The organism is Vibrio jasicida 090810c, assembly GCF_002887615.1.
Classification (GTDB): Bacteria; Pseudomonadota; Gammaproteobacteria; order Enterobacterales; family Vibrionaceae; genus Vibrio; species Vibrio jasicida.
The window spans coordinates 1701966-1725744 of record NZ_CP025792.1 but is presented as its reverse complement, the minus strand read 5'-3'; the positions used below and the strand labels follow the sequence as shown (position 1 = coordinate 1725744).

General features: G+C 44.8%; 21 protein-coding genes. 17 read left to right on the top strand and 4 right to left on the bottom strand.

The window, feature by feature from the left end:
* The first annotated feature begins 32 nt into the window (after positions 1 to 32).
* The 3 genes from lysS (at position 33) to C1S73_RS08100 (ending at position 3905) form a co-directional block, all read left to right on the top strand.
* A complete protein-coding gene (lysS, locus tag C1S73_RS08110) occupies positions 33 to 1565 on the top strand; it encodes a lysine--tRNA ligase (protein WP_038866372.1) in 1533 nt (510 codons plus the stop codon).
* 245 nt (positions 1566 to 1810) lie between these two features.
* Positions 1811 to 3145 carry a cyclic-di-GMP-binding transcriptional regulator VpsR gene (gene vpsR / locus C1S73_RS08105; RefSeq protein ID WP_038866373.1) on the top strand — a complete coding sequence of 445 codons (1335 nt, stop codon included), beginning with the start codon at positions 1811 to 1813 and terminating at the stop codon, positions 3143 to 3145.
* A gap of 508 nt (positions 3146 to 3653) precedes the next feature.
* A complete protein-coding gene (locus tag C1S73_RS08100; RefSeq protein WP_038866374.1) occupies positions 3654 to 3905 on the top strand; it encodes a hypothetical protein in 252 nt (83 codons plus the stop codon).
* 124 nt (positions 3906 to 4029) lie between these two features.
* Here C1S73_RS08100 and C1S73_RS08095 read toward each other — a convergent pair whose 3' ends face one another.
* The gene (locus tag C1S73_RS08095) at positions 4030 to 5064 is read right to left on the bottom strand and encodes an NADP(H)-dependent aldo-keto reductase (protein WP_038866375.1); all 1035 of its coding nucleotides are present in this window, start codon (positions 5062 to 5064) and stop codon (positions 4030 to 4032) included.
* A gap of 154 nt (positions 5065 to 5218) precedes the next feature.
* Between C1S73_RS08095 and C1S73_RS08090 the strand changes: the two genes are divergently transcribed.
* Entirely contained in the window at positions 5219 to 5530 is a 312-nt protein-coding gene (locus tag C1S73_RS08090) for a DUF6482 family protein (RefSeq protein ID WP_038866376.1), read from the top strand.
* Here the strand turns inward: C1S73_RS08090 and mutH are convergent, their stop codons facing one another.
* On the bottom strand, positions 5531 to 6211 hold the full coding sequence (gene mutH, locus C1S73_RS08085; protein ID WP_038866378.1) for a DNA mismatch repair endonuclease MutH: 681 nt from the start codon (positions 6209 to 6211) through the stop codon (positions 5531 to 5533).
* A gap of 617 nt (positions 6212 to 6828) precedes the next feature.
* On the opposite strand from mutH, the gene rppH reads away from it, so the two are divergent.
* From rppH to C1S73_RS08055, 5 genes are read left to right on the top strand one after another with little or no spacing between them, the layout of a single operon-like run.
* Positions 6829 to 7347 carry an RNA pyrophosphohydrolase gene (rppH, locus tag C1S73_RS08075; RefSeq protein ID WP_005434895.1) on the top strand — a complete coding sequence of 173 codons (519 nt, stop codon included), beginning with the start codon at positions 6829 to 6831 and terminating at the stop codon, positions 7345 to 7347.
* Positions 7348 to 7356: 9 nt separating this feature from the next.
* A complete protein-coding gene (gene ptsP / locus C1S73_RS08070; RefSeq protein ID WP_038866380.1) occupies positions 7357 to 9603 on the top strand; it encodes a phosphoenolpyruvate--protein phosphotransferase in 2247 nt (748 codons plus the stop codon).
* Between the two features lie 6 nt (positions 9604 to 9609).
* Positions 9610 to 10401: a sulfite exporter TauE/SafE family protein gene (locus tag C1S73_RS08065; RefSeq protein WP_038866383.1), complete on the top strand. Its 792-nt coding sequence runs from the start codon at positions 9610 to 9612 to the stop codon at positions 10399 to 10401.
* Between the two features lie 39 nt (positions 10402 to 10440).
* Positions 10441 to 11262 (top strand): prolipoprotein diacylglyceryl transferase, encoded by an 822-nt coding sequence (gene lgt, locus C1S73_RS08060; RefSeq protein ID WP_038866385.1) that lies wholly within the window; start codon positions 10441 to 10443, stop codon positions 11260 to 11262.
* Between the two features lie 9 nt (positions 11263 to 11271).
* Entirely contained in the window at positions 11272 to 12123 is an 852-nt protein-coding gene (locus tag C1S73_RS08055) for a thymidylate synthase (RefSeq protein ID WP_005434888.1), read from the top strand.
* Between the two features lie 421 nt (positions 12124 to 12544).
* Here C1S73_RS08055 and C1S73_RS08050 read toward each other — a convergent pair whose 3' ends face one another.
* Positions 12545 to 13690 (bottom strand): Na/Pi symporter, encoded by a 1146-nt coding sequence (locus C1S73_RS08050; protein WP_027726695.1) that lies wholly within the window; start codon positions 13688 to 13690, stop codon positions 12545 to 12547.
* Between the two features lie 386 nt (positions 13691 to 14076).
* Here C1S73_RS08050 and nhaR point away from each other — a divergent pair, with 386 nt between their 5' ends.
* Both nhaR and C1S73_RS08040 read left to right on the top strand, forming a co-directional pair.
* Positions 14077 to 14967, top strand: a complete 891-nt coding sequence (nhaR, locus tag C1S73_RS08045; protein ID WP_038866387.1) for a transcriptional activator NhaR — start codon at positions 14077 to 14079, stop codon at positions 14965 to 14967.
* Positions 14968 to 15093: 126 nt separating this feature from the next.
* A complete protein-coding gene (locus C1S73_RS08040) occupies positions 15094 to 15396 on the top strand; it encodes an ArsR/SmtB family transcription factor (protein ID WP_038866389.1) in 303 nt (100 codons plus the stop codon).
* A gap of 133 nt (positions 15397 to 15529) precedes the next feature.
* On the opposite strand, the gene rpsT is transcribed toward C1S73_RS08040, so the two are convergent.
* Positions 15530 to 15790, bottom strand: coding sequence for a 30S ribosomal protein S20 (gene rpsT / locus C1S73_RS08035; protein ID WP_005440571.1), 261 nt, complete (start codon positions 15788 to 15790; stop codon positions 15530 to 15532).
* A gap of 294 nt (positions 15791 to 16084) precedes the next feature.
* Here rpsT and murJ point away from each other — a divergent pair, with 294 nt between their 5' ends.
* From murJ to ispH, 6 genes are all read left to right on the top strand, one after another.
* Positions 16085 to 17647 carry a murein biosynthesis integral membrane protein MurJ gene (gene murJ / locus C1S73_RS08030; protein ID WP_038866390.1) on the top strand — a complete coding sequence of 521 codons (1563 nt, stop codon included), beginning with the start codon at positions 16085 to 16087 and terminating at the stop codon, positions 17645 to 17647.
* A 70-nt stretch (positions 17648 to 17717) separates the two neighbouring features.
* A complete protein-coding gene (ribF, locus tag C1S73_RS08025; protein WP_038866392.1) occupies positions 17718 to 18653 on the top strand; it encodes a bifunctional riboflavin kinase/FAD synthetase in 936 nt (311 codons plus the stop codon).
* 64 nt (positions 18654 to 18717) lie between these two features.
* Positions 18718 to 21546: an isoleucine--tRNA ligase gene (ileS, locus tag C1S73_RS08020; protein WP_038866393.1), complete on the top strand. Its 2829-nt coding sequence runs from the start codon at positions 18718 to 18720 to the stop codon at positions 21544 to 21546.
* Between the two features lie 73 nt (positions 21547 to 21619).
* A complete protein-coding gene (lspA, locus tag C1S73_RS08015; RefSeq protein WP_005440576.1) occupies positions 21620 to 22126 on the top strand; it encodes a signal peptidase II in 507 nt (168 codons plus the stop codon).
* A 160-nt stretch (positions 22127 to 22286) separates the two neighbouring features.
* Positions 22287 to 22718, top strand: a complete 432-nt coding sequence (fkpB, locus tag C1S73_RS08010; RefSeq protein WP_038866395.1) for an FKBP-type peptidyl-prolyl cis-trans isomerase — start codon at positions 22287 to 22289, stop codon at positions 22716 to 22718.
* Positions 22719 to 22742: 24 nt separating this feature from the next.
* Positions 22743 to 23708, top strand: a complete 966-nt coding sequence (ispH, locus tag C1S73_RS08005) for a 4-hydroxy-3-methylbut-2-enyl diphosphate reductase (RefSeq protein WP_038866396.1) — start codon at positions 22743 to 22745, stop codon at positions 23706 to 23708.
* Positions 23709 to 23779: the final 71 nt, after the last annotated feature.

Genomic DNA, 23779 nt, shown 5'->3' with positions numbered 1-23779 from the left:
TTTTCACCGACAAAAAACAGGATACATCGAAAATGACTGATGCTGTTCAAAACGAAACTGTACAAGAAGCCTCTGCACAAGAAGAGAACAAGCTAATTGCTGAACGCCGCGCTAAACTGGATGCAATCCGAAAGAGCTGCAAAGCGAACGGCCATCCAAACGACTTCCGTCGTGACGCACTAGCGGGCGACCTTCAGAAAGAGTTCGGTGAAAAGACGAAGGAAGAGCTAGAAGAGCTTAACCACGTAGTAGCAATCGCTGGCCGTATCATGGCTAAACGTGGTCCATTCTTGGTAATTCAAGAAACTTCTGGCCGTATCCAAGCTTACGCTGACAAAGCGGTACAAAAAGTACTGAAAGACCAATACCAAGGCCTAGATATCGGTGACATCATCGGTGTGAAAGGTGCACTTCACAAGTCTGGTAAAGGCGACCTATACGTGAACATGGAAGAGTACGAGTTGCTAACCAAAGCACTACGTCCACTTCCAGAGAAGTTTCACGGTCTAACTGACCAAGAGATGCGTTACCGTCAACGTTACGTTGATCTAATCGTTAACGAAGATTCTCGTCAAGCGTTCGTAGTACGTTCTAAAGTAATGTCTGCAATCCGTAACTTCATGATCTCTAAACAGTTCATGGAAGTTGAAACGCCAATGATGCACGTTATCCCTGGCGGTGCGAGTGCGCGTCCATTCATCACGCACCACAACGCACTAGACATGCCAATGTACCTACGTATTGCGCCAGAGCTATACCTGAAGCGTCTAGTCGTTGGTGGTTTCGATCGCGTATTTGAAATCAACCGTAACTTCCGTAACGAAGGTCTTTCTCCACGTCACAACCCTGAATTCACAATGATGGAATTCTACATGGCGTACGCTGACTACAAAGATCTGATGGACCTAACTGAAGAACTACTAAGCTCTATCGCACTAGAAGTTCTAGGTTCAACATCAATGCCTTACGGTGAAGATACAGTAGAGTTCGGTGGCACTTACACTCGCATGAGCATGTTCGAAGCAATCAAGCACTACAACCCAGACCACGCGCAAATCCAAGCGCTAACAGAAGAAGACATTCAAAACCGTGACCTAATGGTTTCTATCGCGAAATCTGTTCACGTTGAAGTGGAATCTTTCTGGACATGTGGTCAGCTTCTAGAAGAGATCTTCGGTGAAACAGCAGAACCTAAGCTAATGCAGCCAACGTTCATCACTGGTTACCCAGCGGATATCTCTCCACTGGCTCGTCGTAGCGATGACAACCCATTCTTCACAGACCGCTTTGAATTCTTCATCGGTGGCCGTGAAGTTGCGAACGGCTTCTCAGAGCTTAACGATGCAGAAGACCAAGATGCGCGCTTTAAAGCACAGGTTGAAGCGAAAGAATCTGGTGATGATGAAGCAATGTTCTACGATGCAGACTACATTACTGCTCTAGAGCACGGCCTACCACCAACAGCAGGTCAAGGTATCGGTATCGACCGTCTAGTTATGCTATTGACTAACACGCACACAATCCGTGACGTGATCCTATTCCCAGCGATGCGCCCACAAGCGTAATCTCCTCGCTGAGCCATAAAAAACCACCTTCGGGTGGTTTTTTTGTATCTTTAATTTGAACAAATTCAACTATTTGCATTTGAGGTCGGATAGGAGTAGTAAATAAGTATTCGCGAAATCTCAATCTGTTGCATAGTCTTAATATTGAGACAGACTTCGTCAGGCGTAGTCTCGATAATGTTACCCGTTCGCAAAGTTGGGTTTGTGGCGCGAAATTTCAATCAACAATCAATAAGGGTTAGAGAATGGCTGGGCAGTTTAAGATGGATTCCATTCCGGGATCGCTAGTCGTAGTTGGCGGTACTTATGAACCTTGGTTATCAGTACTAGAACAAGTGGGATGGAAGTGTCATCAAGTGGGTGACTTACGTAAAGCCAACACATTGTTAGAAGATATTGGACCATGCATCGGTATAGTTGACCTCAGCCATGATGAGTTCAGTCTTAATGGTTTAGCGAACTTAGTGAGTTCTCATAAACACGTTCGTTGGTTGGCGTTCATCCGCGAATCTCAACTTGGTACTGACACCATCTGCCAGTTCATCGTGAACTTCTGTATCGACTTCTTTACTGCACCAATCCCAGATGCGCAGCTATTGAGCACGATTGGTCACCAATTGGGTATGCTTAAGCTTGAAAAGAAAGTTTGGCCAAGTTTTGGTAACAGTTTAGATATGGGGTTGATTGGTGAGTCAATTCCAATGAAGCGCCTGCGTGACCAAGTTAAGCGTATCGGTCCAACAGACGTGAGTATTCTTATTTACGGTGAAAGCGGCACGGGTAAAGAGGCTGTCGCTCGTGCAATTCACAAAGTGTCGTCACGTTCACATAAGCCGTTCCTATCGATTAACTGTCGTGCACTTAACGAGCAACGTTTCCAAGCTGAAGTATTTGGGATTGAGGCGGAAGAAGAGATGGGACCAAGCCTGCTAGAACAAGCTGATGGCGGCACCGTTTTATTCAATGACATTCTAACCATCTCAAAAGAGCAACAGATGAACCTGCTACGCTTCCTGCAAGAAGGGACGATTGAAACACGTGATGGCGCGAAGAACGTCAATGTACGGGTTCTTGCCGCTAACTCGTCTGATGTAGAGAAAGCACTCATTGACGGAGACTTCAATGAAGAGCTTTACCACTACATTAATGTACTGCGTATCAACGTACCAAGCTTGAAAGAGCGCGCAAGTGACATCGCTTTGTTGGCGCGTTTCTACCTGCAGGAGTTCTCTAAAGAGTACAACTCACAGGCGAAGAGCTTTTCTGAAGATGCTTTGAAGGCTCTGACACGTTATTTCTGGCCAGGTAATGTCCGTGAGTTGATGAACCAAGTGAAACGCGCTGTACTGATGTCTGACAGCGTCATGATTGAAGAGCATCACCTAGACCTACCTCAACGCAATGACTCAAAGCGCAGCTTGAAATCGATTCGTGAGAAGAGTGAACGAGATGCGTTGCTGGTGGTATTAGAGTCGCATTCTGGTCAAGTATCGAATGCCGCAAAAGAGCTTGGTGTGTCACGTGCGACCATGTATCGATTACTGAACAAACACAACTTGATTACAGAGCAGACGGTATAAACCCTCTATCTGACAGCAAGATAAAAGGAGCGCAATGACGCTCCTTTTTTGTGCGCAAATTCTAAATATTTATAAAACTCGAGTTTTTATATATTCCTTAGTTGAATATGTTATTCAAAAAACCATATGCAACCTTATTTTAGGCTAATGGTTTGTTTTTAAGCAAAAACACAAAAATGGTTTGATAAATATCCTCTGTTGCTTACAATTCAACCGTAACTCAATGAGTTATACCACATCAATCACGGATTAATTTTTAGCTAGGAGGCGCAAGATGAAACATTACGTTGTTAACACCACTGCTTGCGCTGATCGTATGTCTGATGTTCGCTCAACCTTTGAAGCGATCAAACAAGATACTACTGGCTCATTAGATTAAATTAATCCGTAACCTACCTCTTATTACTAGGCTGCGGAAAAGTAGCGGCTTAGTCTCAACAGAGTCTTTCTGTTTAATTAGTCCACTATTTTTCCCTGTCGATTATTTATCGCTATTTGGAGAAAAATTATGCGTCACTCTATCTATTTGAAACTGGCCACTGTGCTTTTAAAAGCCGATCTCAAACGTGAAGAAAAGCAATGGCAACGTATGGTCCGCCGTAATGCTCATCAAATCCCTTGGACAAATGAGCACTTGTTAAAAGACATTGGCTTAGATAAAGAAGGTCGTTCAAACCATGTCAGTGTGCCTGATGCTGTCAAAGTTGAACGCCGAGTTCGTCATCTACGTCGTGTTTTAACTGCGCGAATACCAACGTAATCAATAACCCAAGTGGAGCTCTCAATCATATCTATTCGGTTCAACTTGGGTTTAATTCGCCAATGCAAAGAGGCTGACCATTGTGGTCAGCCTCTTTGTTTTTAGTCTATTGGGAAGTGAAATACTATGGGCATGGGTTCGAGTAAGTCGTACCAATCGCTTGGATATCATTTAGCAACGCTTCACTTAGGTGAACATCGATACTGTCGATATTGGATTTAAGCTGTTCTAGGTTAGTAGCGCCAATGATATTTGAACCCACAAACGGGCGCTGATTGACGAAGGCAAGCGCCATTTGCGCAGGATCTAATCCATGGTCTCTCGCTAGGTTGACGTATGCTTCTGTCGCTTTAACACCTTGTGGTGTGAAGTAGCGAGCGAAGCGTTCCCAAACCGTGCAACGCGCACCTTCTGGTTTTGCTCCGTTGAGGTATTTACCGCTCAAACAACCAAATGCTAGTGGTGAATAAGCCAGCAGCTGAACGCCTTCGTAGTGGCTGATTTCAGACAAACCAACTTCGAAACTGCGATTAAGTAAGTTATATGGATTTTGGATTGAAACGATTCTTGGTAAGTCATGCTTTTCTGCCAAACGCAGCAGTGACATCACGCCCCATGGCGTTTCGTTTGAGACACCGATGTAACGCACTTTACCTGCGTTGACTAACTCCGTTAGAGCTTCAAGGGTCTCGATCAGTGTGACTTCTTCTTGTTTGTCTGGGTAAGGATAGTTGAGTTGACCAAAGCAGTTGGTCTGACGCTGTGGCCAATGCAATTGGTATAGATCGACATAATCGGTTTGCAGGCGTTTTAAGCTATCGTCGATCGCAGTGTGAATATGGCGACGGTTAAGGCTCATGTTTTCACGAATGTATGGGACGTTGCGCGGACCAGCTACTTTAGTTGCTAAAACCACTTTCTCACGTTTACCACTTTTCGCTAACCAATTGCCAATGTACTGCTCGGTGAGTCCTTGTGTCTCTGCTTTCGGTGGTACGGGATACATCTCGGCAGTATCGATGAAGTTCACCCCATGATCGAGGGCAAAGTCGAGCTGTTGAAAAGCTTCTTGTTCGGTATTTTGCTCACCAAACGTCATAGTGCCAAGGCAGATCTTACTGATCTCGAGTGATGAGTGCGGTAGTTTTGTATATTGCATTTCACATCCTTGAAGAGTTACCGACTGAATAAGTCATTCCAATATAGGGGATTTTTAGTTGCTGTCGCAAATGATTTAAGTTTCGTTATGTAGTTAACTCGAAAGTTATCAATACGGTAACTAGACTTAAAGGATCTTGTAAAGGAGGTGCAATATGCAGAAGCATCAACTCGACATGTGGTTGCATGGCTATCACAAAGACTCCTATAAAACGCCTAAGGTCTTTGTGATTGGTTGTTCTGATGTCTCTGATTACCTATTAGCAGTGGAGTACAAACACCAACTTGAACCGATCAAAGACGGTGAAGATCCGATTCATTTCGGCTCATTGGATCTGGTGAAAGAAGAACTGCTGAGGTTGGGGATAGATAAAGCTTATTTGAGGCTGCACAATGCTTACGATGAGTTTGGCAGTGAAGGTACAGCCTCGTACTGTGATATTGAGTTGTCACTCGTGACACACTGATCATTCTGATTGGGCGTTGATGTAGTGCTTCAATAATATCTGTTCGGTGAATTGTGTCCTAAGGTAGAAACCACGGGGCAGGGTTTTTATCGGTTTACCATTTGAGCTGTAAGCTTCAGTTAGTGCTTTTGCGTTTGCTGCTTTAGGTCGCAAGTGAAGCGCTTCTCCATGCCTGGCGGAAATTTGATCAAACTTACCCAACACGATCAATTCCATCAGTTCTTCCCAATCATTTTTTAGTATTAACTCTTCTTCTTGATCGGGTGACCATATCAATGGGCTACCAACTCTTCGATCTGCCAAAGGAATCTCGCGCTCGCCCTCTACAGGTACCCACAGTACTCGTGACAGCTTGTTGCGAACGTGACTGGTTTCCCACGTGAGTCCCTGAACCCCAGTCAATGGAGCGACAGAGACAAACGTTGTCTCTAGTGGTCGACCTGAATAACTGATCGGAATGCTTTTTAGTTCGATCCCAAGCTTGGCAAAGTCTTGTTGCGGTTTGCTTCCTGCTGGCGCACCTAAATGCCATTCCAGTAATTGCCCAACCCAGCCTTTATCGCGTTTTAAGTTTTCAGGAACAGCCATTCCTGCCTCTTCGGCAAGTTCTGTAAAGCTTAAGCCCGCAATATCATGTGCGCGCTCCATCAGTTCAGCTTCGGATTGTGGTTCTGGTTTCATAACGGCAATGTGATGAGGGAAAACGTTAGTCTACCAAATTTCATCAAAATCGACTGTCCAAGATTTCACCGAGCTGGATTAAGAATGATCAATTCATAACTTATCCACAGATTAGAAAGCCACCAATAGGATCCACATGTAGGCTGGATGAATAAACAGGGGTTTAAAGATGGATTGAGACTTGATTTTATTGAGATGTCATGAAGTCCTACCTGTTCAATGTGGATAAATAACCGATTGAGCGATCTTTGACCGATCTGTATTTGGTGAAAAGATCATCAGGAAAATAAAGATCGTCAAATCGCCATTTTTGGGCTTTATGTTTTTATAATCAATATCTTATGTTTATTTTATTTGTGGTTGGAAAATATTGCTTGTAATGGTTTTGAACAAAAATCTTTATTGATAATGATTTCTTCACAAAGTTATTCACAGAAAAGGTGAATAAATGTGGGCTATGTCTCAATCTTGTGTTGATAAAATAATGTCTGTCTAAAAGATATCCAAAAAAGGCCAAAAGGTAATAAATCTTGCTCATATCACATCAGTAAGTTTGCTAGTAATGGGGATATGTGGAAAAATCACGGTAATAAAAAATTATTCATAGAGGTTAGCCGGTGATAGATGGCGATGGTTACCGACTTAATGTTGGTATTGTGATCTGTAATAACCATGGTCAGGTCTTCTGGGCTAAACGATACGGGCAACACTCATGGCAATTTCCACAAGGTGGGATTGACGAAGGTGAAACACCTGAACAAGCCATGTTCAGGGAGTTATATGAAGAAGTCGGTCTGACGAAAAAAGACGTTAAGATCATCGCAACAAGTCGTCATTGGTTAAGATATAAGCTACCAAAGCGATTGGTGCGTTGGGACTCCAAGCCTGTTTGTATCGGCCAAAAACAGAAATGGTTTCTGCTGCGATTAGAATGCGATGAATCCCGCATCAATATGCAGCGTGGGAAATCCCCTGAATTTGATGGTTGGCGCTGGGTAAGCTACTGGTATCCAGTTAGGCAAGTTGTTTCTTTCAAGCGAGACGTTTATCGTCGTGCGATGAAAGAGTTTGCATCTTTAGCCATGCCTTTTCGAGAGCGTAAGACGAAAGGGAAAAGAAAAAAGCAACGTAGATAGAGGATCAACATGCTCAGTCAGCTAAGGGAAATAGTTGAGAAAGTCTCCAGAGTCGATGATGTGCATCTGGCACTGGATATATTGGTTAAAGAGACTTGCGCAGCCCTATGCACTGAGTGTTGTACTATTTATCTAGCTAATGATGAAATGCAGCGCCTTGAGTTAATGGCAACTCAAGGCCTTATTTTTGAAGGCGATAGTATTCATATCAACTTCAACGAAGGCTTGGTCGGTTTAGTCAAACGCAGTGCGGAACCCCTAAACTTAGCTGAGGCTTCAACCCATCCTGATTTTAAATTCTTCCCTCAACTCGGTGAGCAGGTTTACCACTCCTTTCTAGGTACGCCGATCATTCATCGTAAACAAGTGCTCGGTGTTCTGGTTATCCAGCAGAAAACCCCACGCTTGTTTAGTGAGATGGAAGAGTCTTTCCTTGTGACCTTATCTGCGCAGCTTGCTGTGTTGATTGCGCATGCGCAAAACTTAGGTCACTGGCAACTCGCCTCCAAGCCTACTGTTATCAAGGGGCTTCCAGCTTCGACTGGTGTCGCTATCGGCGAGTTCTGGTTTGATAATACTCAACCTAATTTAAGTGATGTTTTCCCTGCCTCTGCCTTAGATAAAGAAAGGGAACATGAACTTTTGGCGGTTGCTGTGGAAAGAGCGTTGAATGATTTTCGCCGTATGCGTAAGAAGTTTGACAGCGAAATCAATAAAGACGCGTTAGCTATTTTTGACCTCTTTACCCACTTACTCAATGATCCAATGTTGCGTGGTGATCTTAAGAAGCAGATCGAGAAAGGTGACCGTGCGGATTGGGCATTGCGACAAGTCGTCGAAACCTACTCAAACCGCTTCGCGCGTATGTCAGACGTTTATCTACGTGAACGTGCTCAAGACATTCGCGAGCTTGGGCAACGCTTGCTTTACTTTTTACATAATAGTGAGCAAGAGCATGCCTCGATTGATCGCCCAGTGATTTTAGTTGCCAATGAACTCACGGCGACGCTACTTGCTTCAATACCAAAACAGCACTTACTTGCCGTTGTTTCGCTGGAAGGTGCGGCGAACTCCCATGCTGCGATTCTATCTCGTGCGCTGGGTGTTCCTGCCATTATGGGCGCAAACATTAATACTCGCGCGGTAAACGGCAAGAAGGGCATTGTCGATGGCTACACTGGCGAGATCTATTTAGAACCGAACCGTCAATTGCTGCGTGAATATCGCAGCTTAGTGAGTGAAGAATCTGAATTGTTCGCAATGGTGAACAAAGATCTTGCACTACCTGCGATCACACAAGATGACCATCCGATTGAAGTCATGCTCAACGCGGGCTTGAGTGCGGATAGCAATATCGCCATCAACTCTGGTGTGGATGGCGTGGGTTTGTACCGTACTGAAATCGCTTTTTTACTTAAGCATCACTTTCCATCGGAAGATGAGCAGTATCATCAGTATCAAGCAATCCTCAATAGCTATCCAAATCAACGAGTCGTAATGCGTACGCTGGATATCGGTGGTGATAAACCGTTACCGTATCTTCCGATTGAAGAAGATAATCCGTTTTTGGGTTGGCGAGGTATTCGTTTTACGTTGGATCACCCTGATATCTTTTTGATCCAGTTGCGTGCGATGCTTAGGGCGAGTGCGGAAAGTGGTAATCTAAGCATCTTACTACCGATGGTTTCTGGTATTAAAGAGCTGGATGATGCTATTACGCTGATTAACCAAGCTTACAGCGAAGTCGTGTTATTGGATGACCGCATTCAAGCGCCGAAGGTTGGGGTAATGATTGAAGTGCCATCAATGGTGTACTTATTGCCTGCGATAGCCCATCGTGTTGACTTCGTTTCTGTTGGTACTAACGATTTAACTCAATATTTGTTGGCGGTTGATCGGAACAATTCTCGTGTTGCGGATGTCTATGAATCCATGCATCCGGCAGTACTGTTGGCGTTGAAGCAAATTCATGATGTTTGCCATCAATATCAGGTTCCGGTCTGTATCTGTGGTGAGCTCGCAGGCGACCCATTTGGTGCCCTTTTACTGTTGGGCTTAGGTTACGACAGTTTGAGTATGAACACCTCTAACGTGGCTAAGGTGAAGTATTTGATTCGCCATAGCCAGCAAAAAGAATTAGAAAAACTCGTCGAAAAAGCCATGTCATGCTCTTATGGGCAAGAAATCCATCAAATGATGCATGATTTCTTTATTCAACAAGGTTTTGCCGGCTTTATTCGTGCAGGTAAGAAGTAGGTAATTGTGACCATCTCTTTATTTATATTATTGCTCGCGCTAGGCGCTTTCGTTGGCGTGATGGCAGGACTCTTAGGCATCGGAGGCGGGCTAATAGTTGTACCGGCATTACTGTATCTTCTTCCTTTAGCTGGCATTTCTCCTGAAATGAGTATGCACATGGCACTTGCTACTTCCTTGGCGAGTATCATCGTGACCTCCGGTTCGTCGGCGATGAATCACCTTAAACTGGGTAACGTCGATATGTTCGTCGTGAAATGGCTGATGCCTGGTGTGGTTATCGGTGGTTTTGTTGGTGCCAATATCGCCGAATGGATCCCTACACACTATTTACCGAAAGTCTTTGGTGTGATTGTGTTGTGTCTAGCGGTGCAGATGTTTCGTTCAATTAAAACGAAAAGCGAGAAGCCCATGCCGAGTAGTCCGGTCACTATGATGTACGGAACGGGAATTGGTGTGGTATCAAGTCTTGCAGGTATTGGCGGTGGCTCACTGTCGGTCCCTTTCTTGAACAAACATGGTATTGAAATGCGTAAAGCGGTTGGCTCCTCTTCGGTGTGCGGCTGCGTGATCGCCATCTCAGGCATGATTGGATTCATCTTACATGGCTACAAAGTAGAAGGATTACCTGACTACAGTGTAGGTTATGTGTACCTTCCAGCTTTGTTAGCAATCGCCATGACGTCGATGCTCACGACTAAAGTTGGCGCAAAACTGGCTTCTACCCTTCCAACTGCGGTATTGAAGAAAATATTTGCCGTATTCTTGATGTTTGTTGCAGCGACCATGCTGCTGTAAAGTCCACCTGTTTTATTAGTAATAAGAAGAGAATGAGTTATGTCTCAGGGATACTTTGAATTTCCCAATATTGATCCGGTTTTAGTCTCTATTGGTCCTGTTTCTGTTCGTTGGTACGGTTTGATGTACCTTGTCGGCTTCATGTTCGCACTTTGGCTGGCAAACCGCCGCGCAGATAAGCCGGGTAGTGGTTGGACACGTGAGCAAGTTTCTGACTTGTTGTTTGCGGGTTTCCTTGGGGTAGTGATTGGTGGTCGTGTTGGCTACGTGATTTTCTACAACTTCGATTTATTCTTAGCGGACCCTTTGTACCTATTTAAAGTTTGGACCGGCGGCATGTCGTTCCACGGTGGTTTAATGGGCGTGATTACTGCCATGTTCTGGTACGCGCACAAGAATGGTCGAACTTTCTTTGGCGTGGCAGACTTTGTGGCACCGCTTGTGCCATTTGGCCTTGGTATGGGCCGTATGGGTAACTTTATGAACAGTGAGCTTTGGGGCCGCGTGACAGACGTACCATGGGCGATTATCTTCCCGAATGGTGGACCACTCCCACGTCATCCATCTCAGCTTTATGAGATGTTCCTAGAGGGTATCGTACTGTTCTTAATCTTGAACTGGTTTATTAAAAAGCCTCGTCCTTTGGGGGCGGTATCAGGGCTATTTTTAGCTGGATATGGTACATTCCGTTTCCTAGTTGAGTTTGTCCGTGAACCGGATGCACAGCTTGGTTTATTTGGTGGCTATATTTCGATGGGGCAAATCCTATCTTCACCAATGATCATTCTAGGTGTGCTTATGATGGTTTGGGCGTACAAACGTGGTCTTTACCAAGACAAAGTCCAAGCAGAAACGAAGTAAGGAATTGGTGTGAAACAGTATTTAGATTTGTGTCAGCGTATCGTTGACCAAGGCACTTGGGTTGAAAACGAACGCACAGGCAAACGCTGCCTAACGGTGATCAACGCAGACTTGACCTACGATGTTGCCAACAACCAATTCCCATTAGTAACGACACGTAAGAGCTTTTGGAAAGCGGCAGTTGCTGAGCTACTTGGTTATATCCGTGGCTACGACAACGCTGAAGACTTCCGTAAGTTAGGTACGAAAACATGGGATGCGAACGCAAACCTAAATGAAGCATGGCTGAACAACCCATTCCGTAAGGGTGAAGATGACATGGGACGTGTATACGGCGTTCAAGGTCGTTCATGGGCGAAGCCAGATGGCGGTCATATTGACCAGCTGCGTAAGATTGTGGATGATTTAACGCGCGGTGTTGATGACCGTGGTGAAATCCTAAACTTCTACAACCCTGGTGAGTTCCATATGGGGTGTTTGCGCCCATGTATGTACAGCCACCACTTCTCACTGTTAGGTGACACGCTGTACCTAAACAGCACGCAGCGCTCTTGTGATGTTCCGCTGGGTCTGAACTTCAATATGGTTCAAGTGTATGTGTTCTTGGCAATCATGGCGCAAATTACAGGTAAGAAACCTGGTCAGGCTTATCATAAGATTGTTAATGCACACATCTACGAAGATCAGCTTGCGCCAATGCGTGACATCCAGTTGAAGCGTGAACCTCTGAAAGCTGCAACCTTCCACATCAATCCAGAAATCAAATCTCTAGAAGATTTGGAAACATGGGTAACTCTAGATGACTTCTGGGTAGAAGGTTACGAGCACCACGATCCAATTCAGTACCCGTTCTCAGTTTAACGAGTATATTGAGTTTCTAAGCCGCCTTTATGGGCGGCTTTTTTATATCCGAAGGGTGGCGGACAGGCTTCGCCCTACAGAACGCTACGCTTCAAAATGTGAGAGGGGATAAAAGATCCTCCAACTCACTCGAGCCTCGCTCTTGAAGATGATGTTCACTCACTCTGAAATCAAACGGTCGTCGGGAATCTCTTTTACCATAGTTTACTGCGTGATCAAGAAATGAGAGCGCTCCGCTGTAGGTATCGAGAGTGGGGGACTAGAAAAGAATTTTGGCAGGACTTGATGTCTTAGGTGGATATCATCGAGCCTTATCCCTCTCGAAGCTTAGCGTTCCTAGGGCGAACCCATTTTTACTTCTCTAAAACGAAAAAAGGCCCCACCGAAGTGGAGCCTAACATAAGCGATGGTAATCTTATTATTATGCTGTCAGAGCAAGGATAGAGCCTGGTAGCACGATGAATACTGCTAGTAGGTAACCTGCTACAACCGCTTTGTTCTTAATAGCCATTTCTGAAATCACTTCTGCACATTTTACTGGAATCTCACGTAGGAACGGGATACCGAAGATGAACAGTGTCGCCAGAATGTTGAACGTTAGGTGTACTAATGCAATCTGTAGTGCGAATACCGCGAACTCACCAGATACTGCTGTTGCTGCTAGTAGAGCCGTGATACATGTACCGATATTAGCACCTAGAGTGAACGGGTAGATATCACGTACTTTTAGAACACCTGAGCCTACTAGTGGAACCATTAGACTTGTTGTCGTAGAAGAAGACTGAACAAGAACCGTTACTACAGAGCCCGATACGATACCGTGGATAGGACCACGACCGATTGCGTTCTTAAGGATGTCACGAGCACGACCAACCATCAGGCTCTTCATTAGCTTACCCATAACAGTGATAGCGACGAAGATAGTACCGATACCTAGAGCGATTAGTGCTACACCACCCATGGTGTCACCAAATGTAGATAGAGGCTCTTTAATCGCGCTTACTACAGGTTTAGTGATTGGTTTGATGAAGTCAAAACCACCCATGCTCATATCGCCAGTTTTTAGTAGAGGCGATACTAACCAGTGTGAAATCTTTTCTAGAATGCCGAACATCATTTCCAATGGTAGGAAGATCAGTACTGCAAGTAAGTTAAAGAAATCGTGGATTGTTGCACTTGCGAATGCACGTTTAAATTCTTCTTTACAACGTACGTGGCCAAGTGAAACAAGAGTATTCGTTACGGTAGTACCGATGTTAGCACCCATTACCATAGGAATAGCGGTTTCTACAGGTAAACCACCTGCAACCAAACCTACAATAATAGAAGTTACGGTACTTGAAGATTGGATTAGGGCCGTAGCCACCAAACCGATCATTAGACCTGCGACTGGGTGAGACGCAAATTCAAAGAGTACTTTAGCTTGATCGCCAGTCGCCCATTTGAAGCCGCTACCAACCATAGATACTGCTAGAAGAAGCAGATATAACATGAATGCCAAGTTAGCCCAGCGTAACCAGCGAGTCGTGCTCGAGATTGGTGCTGCTGTTGAAGTAGCTTGGTTCATCATAATTTTCTCCGTGGACCTTTCAGTTCGTTTATTTGGTCTGTTGTTGAAACTGAGGGCGATGTTAGAGATTAAATATTTCAGTAATATTACAGTTCGGTTTCTATGGAGAATTTTTATTATTCTTTTTAATAGTTGCCTGTGAAGAAAAATTCACAGCATTGTAATTGATTGAAATTTATGTAATTTTCTGTGTTATTGGTTCGCTGCCACTTATCTTGATGAGATTAAAAAAGTGCGTTTTACTTCAAGTTTTATGACAGTGTGAATTCGTTATTTTCGGTAAAACTTATCTTTTTCTTATTTATTGTAGGTTTTGCCGAGCTTCTTGTCTGTCCTTGTCACATTTGATATAAAAAGTGTCATCTTCTTTATAGGGATTGATGATGTCACATCTAAATTACAACCACCTTTATTACTTCTGGATGGTGTGCAAACAAGGTTCTGTAACTAAAGCTGCTGATGCTTTATTTCTAACACCACAAACTGTAACTGGGCAGATCAAAGCACTTGAAGACCGCATGAAGGGGAAGTTGACCAAGCGTAATGGGCGCACGGTAGAACCAACAGAACTAGGACAGTTGGTATTTAAGTACGCCGACCGTATGTTTGGTTTGAGCTACGAAATGCTCGATATCGTTAACTACAGCCAGCACTCTAATATTCTTTTCGAAGTTGGCGTTGCCGATGCACTATCTAAGCGACTCGTCAGCAAAGTATTAATGACGACGGTTCCTGAAGATAACAGCATTCACTTACGCTGCTACGAATCGACTCACGAACTGCTTTTGGAGCGTTTATCCCAGCATAAACTTGATATGATCCTTTCTGATTGTCCGGTGGACTCAACACAAAGTCCGGGCCTTTACAGCAAGAAGTTAGGTGAGAGTAGCATGAGCTTTTTTGCTTCGTCTGAAATACCAGATGTGAAATTTCCTGAAGTTTTAGAGAATAAAAAATTACTTATCCCGGCCAGTAGAACGGCAATGGGACGTAAAGTATTGCAGTGGTTTGATAGACAAGGATTACAGCCAGATGTGCTGGGCGAGTTTGATGATGTTGCCTTAATGAAGGCATTTGCTCGTTATCGTGATGATGTGATTTTTTTAGCTCCGACCGTTTATATGTCGGAGATTGAAGATGACCGCAATTTACAACTGATCGGCCACGTAGACGACCTTAAAGAAGAGTATTACGTTATTTTTGCTGAACGAATGATACAACATCCAGCAGTTAAGAACGTTTGTGATGCAGATTTTAGCCAAATGTTTGAATGAACACGTTTCGTTGCGCAAATAAATAGATTACTATCGACAAAACTATAACTCTAAATTATAAAATCTTTGTAACACAACAAACTGGCCAGGGTTGGGGAAAGTAAGTTGTAGCTAGAGGTCCAGCACATGAATCTACAAGAAATGGAGAAAAACTCCGCCAAAGCTGTCGTGTTGCTTAAAGCAATGGCAAACGAGAGACGCCTACAAATCCTTTGCATGCTGCATAATCAAGAACTATCGGTCGGGGAACTTTGCGCAAAACTAGAGTTGAGCCAATCGGCACTGTCTCAACATTTAGCTTGGCTTCGTCGCGACGAACTGGTGGCTACGAGAAAAGAAGCACAAACGGTATACTACACGTTAAAGAGTGATGAAGTGAAGGAATTAATCCAAACGCTTCATGGCCTTTACTGTGCAGAGGCCATGTGATGACAGGTCACATATAAGAAAAGCTGGCATCGCCAGCTTTTTTATTGTCTAAAATTCGATGAGTTACACGGAATTTAGATATAAAAAAACCGGCAGTAGCCGGTTTTTTCTTCACTGTAAAATCAAGTTTCTATTAAAGAGCTTTGATTTGCGCAGCGAAACGAGACTTATGACGTGCTGCTTTGTTCTTATGAACAAGGCCTTTAGTCGCCATACGGTCTAGGATAGGTGTAACTGCAGCGAATGCAGCAGTTGCAGCTTCTTTGTCGCCTGCTTCGATAGCAGCAACAGTTTTCTTCATGTAAGTACGCATCATTGAGCGACGGCTAGCATTGTGCTGACGACGTTTCTCAGCTTGGATAGCGCGCTTCTTAGCAGATTTACTATTTGCCAAGGGTCTAACTCCCAAAAACTTATTTCTGTGACAATTTAAGGGCGAGGACTATCCCTCATTTGCGCCTAAATGTCAAATGATTTGTGCAAAAACCAATCGAAGCCAAAACAAATTTTGGTAAGAAAGGTTATCGCGGTTAAGATGGCGGGGATTCTAACAGCATTTTTAGACCATTGCTAATAATTATCCGCCTAGATCTGACAATAAACGGATATATTTTTAACGCCCATTTGTAGCTTTCAAAGGCTTAGAGGAATAGGGTTGGCTATCTTTTGGTGATATTCCGAGGTTACAGTGAGTAAACGACTGCTCAAGTCTGGCATGATCGTCAGTGCCATGACATTAATTTCGCGCGTCCTAGGTTTAGTTCGTGATGTGGTAGTAGCAAACTTGATGGGGGCAGGAGCGAGTGCCGACGTCTTCTTCTTTGCCAATAAAATTCCTAATTTCTTACGCCGTTTGTTCGCAGAAGGCGCATTTTCTCAGGCCTTTGTGCCAGTACTAACCGAAAGTCACGCTCAAGGGGATATGGATAAAACTCGTGAGTTGATTGCTCGTGCGGCTGGTACGCTGGGCGTGATTGTCTCTATTGTTACCATTCTAGGGGTTTTAGGCTCTGGTGTAGTGACGGCGCTGTTTGGTTTTGGTTGGTTCCTAGACTGGATGTATGGCGGCCCGGCCGCTGAGAAGTTCGAACTTGCCAGTGTCATGCTCAAGATAACCTTTCCTTATTTATGGTTCATTACTTTTGTTGCGCTTTCTGGTGCGATCCTTAATACCTTAGGTAAGTTTGCCGTCTCTTCTTTTACGCCTGTCTTCCTCAATGTGATGATCATTTTGGCGGCGTGGTTTATCTCGCCTCAGATGTCGCAACCAGAAATCGGTCTTGCGATTGGCGTATTACTAGGTGGCCTTGTTCAGTTTCTATTCCAGATTCCCTTCCTTATTAAAGCGGGAGTAATGGTTAAGCCTAAATGGGGTTGGCGCGATCCGGGTGTGGTGAAGATCCGTACCTTGATGATTCCTGCCTTATTTGGTGTGTCGGTAAGCCAAATCAACTTATTGTTTGATACTTTTATTGCCAGTTTTCTGCAAACCGGTTCGATCAGTTGGTTGTACTATTCAGATCGCTTACTTGAATTCCCGTTAGGTTTGTTTGGTATCGCGATTGCGACGGTGATTCTCCCTGCATTGTCACGTAAACACGTAGATGCTCACAGTGAAGGTTTTGCTCATACCATGGATTGGGGCGTGCGCATGGTGACCTTACTGGGTATTCCTGCCATGCTTGGGTTGATGGCATTAGCAAAGCCTATGTTGATGGTGTTGTTTATGCGAGGAGAGTTTTCCCCGCAAGATGTACATCAGGCTTCTCTCTCTTTATTAGCATACGCCTCGGGCTTGCTTAACTTTATGTTAATTAAAGTGCTCGCTCCGGGCTACTACTCGCGTCAAGACACCAAAACGCCTGTAAAATACGGCATTATTGCTATGGTGACCAATATGGTCTTCAATGCAATTTTTGCTTATTTCTACGGTTATGTTGGCCTTGCGATTGCCACTGCACTCTCTGCGTTTGTAAACATGGCATTGTTGTATCGTGGTTTACATATTGCTGGGGTGTACCAAGTCACCAAGCGAACGGTCTTTTTTATTGTTCGCTTGATGGTGGCTGGTGGCGCAATGGTTGCGGCAATTCTATGGCAGCTCGAAGACATGTCGGTGTGGTTGGATTGGAGCTTTGCTCACCGTAGTGGTGTGCTAGCGATGTTGATTGGTTTAGGTGCCGCGGTTTACCTTGCTGTGGTGTTTTTACTCGGTGTTCGTTTAAAAGACCTAAAAGCTGGGACAGAATAAGGTTGATTGGTATATAATCCGTCAGTTTCACACAGTGCAAAGTAAAAACAGAGGCATAAAGCAGTATCCAATGGAACTGATTAGAGGCATTCACAATATCAAGTCGCGCCATCAAGGCTGCGTGCTGACTATTGGCAATTTCGATGGCGTACATAGAGGCCATCAACAAGTATTGCAACAAGTGTCTGAACAAGCGAAGAAACTTTTGTTACCTTCGGTTGTGATGACCTTTGAACCTCAGCCTATGGAGCTGTTCGCTCGAGATAAGGCACCAGCAAGGTTAACGCGACTGCGAGACAAATTTGTCCAGCTGAGTAAGCTGGATATTGATCGCTTACTTTGCGTTAACTTCAATCGTCATTTTTCCGACCTAACGGCGGAGGAGTTTATCCGTGACTTGTTGGTTACTCGATTGGGTGTTAAGTTTCTTGTCATTGGTGATGATTTCTGTTTTGGCAAAGGTCGAACAGGTAACTTTGCAATGCTACAAGAAGCGGGGGAAAAGTACGGCTTTAAAGTCGTAAGTACTCAAAGCTTTTGTTTACAGCAGTTACGAGTCAGCAGTACAGCAATTCGAGATGCATTGGCTCGTGATGATTTGCAGTCCGCACATGAGATGCTGGGAAGAGATTACAGCATCAGCGGTCGTGTTTCACATGGAAGAAAACTAGGTAGAACCATCGGGTTCCCTACGGCAAATATTCCTTTGAAGCGCTGTGTTTCTCCGGTTTCCGGAGTCTATGTTGTTCAAGCGCTTGGCTTAGGAGATAAGCCGATTGGTGGCGTCGCTAACATTGGTCAACGACCGACGGTTAATGGTGTTCGTCAGCAGTTAGAAGTACACTTATTCGACTTTCACGCTGATTTATATGGTAAACAGCTAGAAGTGAAACTTTTGCATAAACTAAGAGATGAGCAAAAGTTTGAGTCGTTTGAAGCACTTAAACAACAAATCGTATTGGATGCTGAAGCAGCAAGGGTGTGGCTGCGTCAGCTTAAGCGTTGAGCGGTTTATTCCACCGTGCAACATAATGTCTAATTTTCGCCCAATATAACGGAATTAAGAATCGATGAGTGAGTATAAAGATACCCTGAACTTACCTGAAACAGGGTTTCCAATGCGCGGTAACCTGGCCAATCGTGAGCCAGAAATGCTTAAGCGTTGGTACAAAGAAGATCTTTACGGTGAAATCCGTAAAGCGAAGAAAGGCAAAAAGTCATTCGTATTGCACGATGGCCCTCCTTACGCGAATGGTGACATTCACCTTGGTCACGCACTAAACAAGATTCTTAAAGACATTATTATTAAATCCAAAACACTTTCAGGTTTTGACGCACCATACATTCCAGGCTGGGATTGTCACGGTCTACCAATCGAGTTGATGGTAGAGAAGAAAGTTGGCAAACCAGGTCAAAAAGTGACAGCAGCTGAGTTCCGCGAGAAATGTCGTGAGTACGCTGCAGGTCAGGTTGAAGGTCAGAAAGAGAGCTTCAAGCGTCTTGGCATCATGGGTGAATGGGACAAGCCATATCGCACTATGGACTTCGCAACTGAAGCGAACATCATCCGTGCTCTTGGTAAGATCGCAAGCAAAGGTCACCTACTGAAAGGTTTTAAACCAGTTCACTGGTGTACAGACTGTGGTTCAGCACTGGCTGAAGCAGAAGTTGAGTACAAAGATAAAGTATCGCCATCTATCGACGTTCGTTTTAAAGCGACTGACGAAGCGGCACTATTGTCTAAGTTTGAATTGACAGAAGGTCATGAAGGTCACGGTGACGTGTCTATTGTTATCTGGACAACAACACCTTGGACACTGCCAGCAAACCGCGCAGTATGTCTACGTGACGATCTAGAGTACGTGCTTATCCAAACAGAAGGCGACAACGCTGAGCGTATCATCGTTGCTGCTGAGCTGGCGAAAGACGTAATGGATCGTGCGGGTATCGAGCACTTCCACAACCTTGGCTTTGCTAAAGGTGCGGATCTTGAGCTTTCTCAATTCCAACACCCATTCTACGATTTTACTGTACCAGCGATCCTTGGTGATCACGTTACGACTGATTCAGGTACTGGTGTTGTTCACACTGCACCAGGACACGGTCAAGAAGACTTCGCGGTTGGTAACAAGTACAACTTAGAAGTAGCAAACCCAGTTGGTTCAAACGGTGTTTACCTACCAGATACTGAGCTATTTGCTGGTCAACACGTATTTAAAGCGAACGATGCAGTAGTAGAAGTACTGAAAGAAAAAGGTGCACTACTACACCACCACGCTTACGAGCACAGCTACCCACACTGTTGGCGTCATAAGACTCCAATCATCTTCCGTGCTACGCCTCAATGGTTCGTTTCTATGGACCAAGCTGGCCTACGTGCTAAAGCACTAGAGTCTATCAAGAACGTAGAGTGGATGCCTGAATGGGGTCAAAGCCGCATCGAGGGTATGATCGAAGGTCGCCCTGAATGGTGTATCTCTCGTCAACGTACTTGGGGTGTGCCAATTGCTCTGTTTGTTCATAAAGAAACAGCAGAACTTCATCCAAACACGCTAGAGCTGATCGAGAAAGTCGCTAAGCTGGTTGAAGAGAAAGGCATCCAAGCATGGTGGGATGTAGATGCAGCTGAACTACTAGGTGCTGACGCTGACCAATACGAAAAAGTGCTAGATACGCTAGACGTATGGTTCGATTCGGGTGTAACACACTACTCTGTTGTTGATGCTCGTGAAGAGTACAACGGCAACACTGCAGACCTATACCTAGAAGGCTCTGACCAACACCGCGGTTGGTTCCAGTCTTCGCTTATTTCATCTATCGCGATGAAAGACGAAGCGCCATATAAGCAAGTACTGACACACGGTTTCGTGGTGGACGGTAAAGGCCACAAAATGTCGAAATCTATTGGTAACGTGGTATTGCCAAAAGACGTAACTAACAAGCTAGGTGCTGACATTCTTCGTCTATGGGTTGCTTCAACAGACTACACTGGTGAAGTTGCGGTTTCTGATGAAATCCTAAAACGCAGCGCAGATGCGTACCGTCGTATCCGTAACACTGCGCGTTTCTTCCTTGCTAACCTAAGCGGCTTCAACCCTGAAACAGACATCGTTCCTGTTGAAGAGATGGTTGCATTAGATCGATGGGCCGTTGGCCGTGCACTAGCAGCACAAGAAGAGATTGTTAAAGCATACGAAGAGTACAACACACACGGTGTGACTCAGCGTCTAATGCAATTCTGTTCAATCGAAATGGGCTCTTTCTACCTAGACGTTATTAAAGACCGTCAGTACACAGCAAAACGTGGCGGCAACGCTCAACGTAGCTGTCAGACTGCACTTTACTACATCGTAGAAGCGCTAGTTCGTTGGATGGCGCCAATCATGTCGTTCACTGCAGATGAAATCTGGAACGAAATGCCAGGTCAACGCGACAAGTTCGTATTCACTGGTGAGTGGTTCGATGGTCTATTCGGTCTTGCTGAAGGTGAAGAGCTGAACAACGAATTCTGGACTGAGCTCCAAGCGGTTCGTGGTGCAGTAAACAAACTTCTAGAAGATGCGCGTAAAGAGAAAACCATTGGTGGTGCACTACAAGCTGAAGTGACTCTATTTGCTGATGACGCACTAGCGGCGAAGATCAACAAACTTGAAGATGAACTGCGTTTTGTTCTACTAACATCTGCTGCGAAAGTTAAGCCACTAAGTGAGAAGACTGATGCAGCACAAACGACGGATATCGAAGGCTTGTTTGTTGAAGTAGCAGCAGCTGAAGGCGAGAAGTGTGACCGTTGTTGGCATCACACGCCAGACGTAGGCACAATCGAAGGTCACGAGAAGATCTGTGGTCGTTGTGTGTCGAACGTAGACGGCGAAGGTGAAGTACGTAAATTCGCGTAATTGCCTAGAACGACTGAACTTTTTTTAAAATTAACAGCCCCAGTATTTACTGGGGCTGTTTGTAGGTAAAGTAATGAGTGAAAAAGCACTGACGTTAAAGCAATCTGGAGTTCGCTGGCTGTGGTTAGCAATTCTGGTATTTATTGCAGATATTGGCATCAAATTGGTGGTGATGGACAACATGGGCTATGGATGGGCAAACCGAATTGAGGTGCTGCCATTCTTCAACCTACTTTATGTTCATAACTACGGTGCAGCATTCAGCTTCTTGAGCGATCAAGCGGGTTGGCAGCGCTGGTTGTTCACAGGTATCGCGTTTGTTGTGACAGGTCTTTTGACCTACTGGATGAGCAAGCTTCCAGCAAAGGAAAAATGGAACAACATCGCTTACGCACTGATTATTGGTGGTGCAGTGGGCAACGTGTTTGACCGTGTTGTTCATGGCTTTGTTGTTGATTACCTAGACTTCTTCTGGGGTAACTATCACTGGCCAGCATTCAACCTTGCAGATACAACTATCTGTATTGGTGCGGCAATGATCATTCTTGATGGCTTTCGCAAAAAGGACGCTGACAAGTAATCTTTTGCGATATATCGAATAACCCTAAGCGTCGTCCGTTGATTCGGACGACGCTTTTTATTATGTTGGAGCCCAATCCGCGTATCTTCGTACAATAAAAAGCAATCACAGCACGTGATCAGATAGAGCGCAGGAAACCCAAGAACAAGGAAGCAGTAACGTGACAACAATAAATCAAGATTCAGCAGTAACGCTGCACTTCACCATTAAAATGCAAGATGGCTCTGTAGCGGACAGTACACACAATATGGGCAAACCTGCTAAGTTCGTTATGGGCGACGGTAGCTTGAGTGAGAACTTCGAGCAATGCCTACTGGGCTTACAAGTAGGCGAGCAAAAGGCAATTGAACTAAAAGCGGCGGACGCTTTTGGCATGCCAAACCCAGACCATATCCACCATATGGACCGTACTAAGTTCGTGGGTGAATCAGAAGTGGAAGTCGGCACAATCATGGCATTTAGCGGTCCTGATGGAATGGAAATCCCGGGCATTATCACTGAGATTGCTGGTGACTCAGTGACTGTGGACTTTAACCATCCACTCGCGGGACAAGACGTGACTTTCGAAGTCGAAATTTTGTCAGTAGAATAGCGAACCAAATAAAAGATAACTTCCATGAGCAATGAAATGAAAATCCTGTTAGCTAACCCACGTGGTTTCTGTGCTGGTGTTGACCGCGCGATTAGCATCGTAGAGCGTGCGCTAGAGATGTATCAGCCACCTATCTATGTTCGACATGAAGTGGTGCATAACCGTTTTGTGGTTGAAGGTCTAAAACAGCGTGGTGCTATCTTCGTTGAAGAACTTCATGAAGTGCCAGACAACAACATTGTGATTTTCTCCGCTCATGGTGTATCTCAAGCTGTTCGTCAAGAAGCTAAGTCTCGTGACCTAACGGTATTCGATGCGACCTGTCCGTTGGTAACCAAAGTACATATGGAAGTGGCACGTGCAAGCCGTCGCAATATGGAAGTGGTACTGATCGGTCACGCTGGTCACCCAGAAGTGGAAGGCACGATGGGTCAGTATTCAAGTGATACAGGCGGTATGTACCTTGTGGAAACGCCAGCCGATGTTGAGAAGCTAAAAGCGATCGTGAAAGATCCATCGGATCTGCACTACGTGAGCCAAACGACACTGTCTGTTGATGAAACTGCTGACGTAATTGAAGAGCTACGCCGCGTATTCCCAGACATCCAAGGTCCTCGTAAAGATGACATCTGCTACGCGACGCAAAACCGTCAAGATGCCGTGCGTGAGCTTTCTGCTGATGTAGATGTGATGGTTGTTGTAGGTTCCAAGAATTCATCAAACTCAACGCGCTTAAAAGAACTGGCTGAAAAGCTAGGTACGCCAGGATACCTAACAGACTGCCCAGAAGACATCATGCCTGAATGGTTTGAAGGCAAAGTGAAAGTTGGTGTGACTGCTGGCGCATCTGCACCAGAAGAGCTGGTAAACCAAATCCTAGATCGCATCAAAGAGCTGGTTGGTGCAGAAGCGGTAGACGAAGTGCTTGGTCGTGAAGAGACCATGTTCTTCGAAGTGCCAAAAGAGCTACAAATTAAGCAAGTCGATTAAGACGAGTCAAACATCAAAAAGGCGACCACAAGGTCGCCTTTTTAATTGGGAATTTCTACACGAGTTATGCC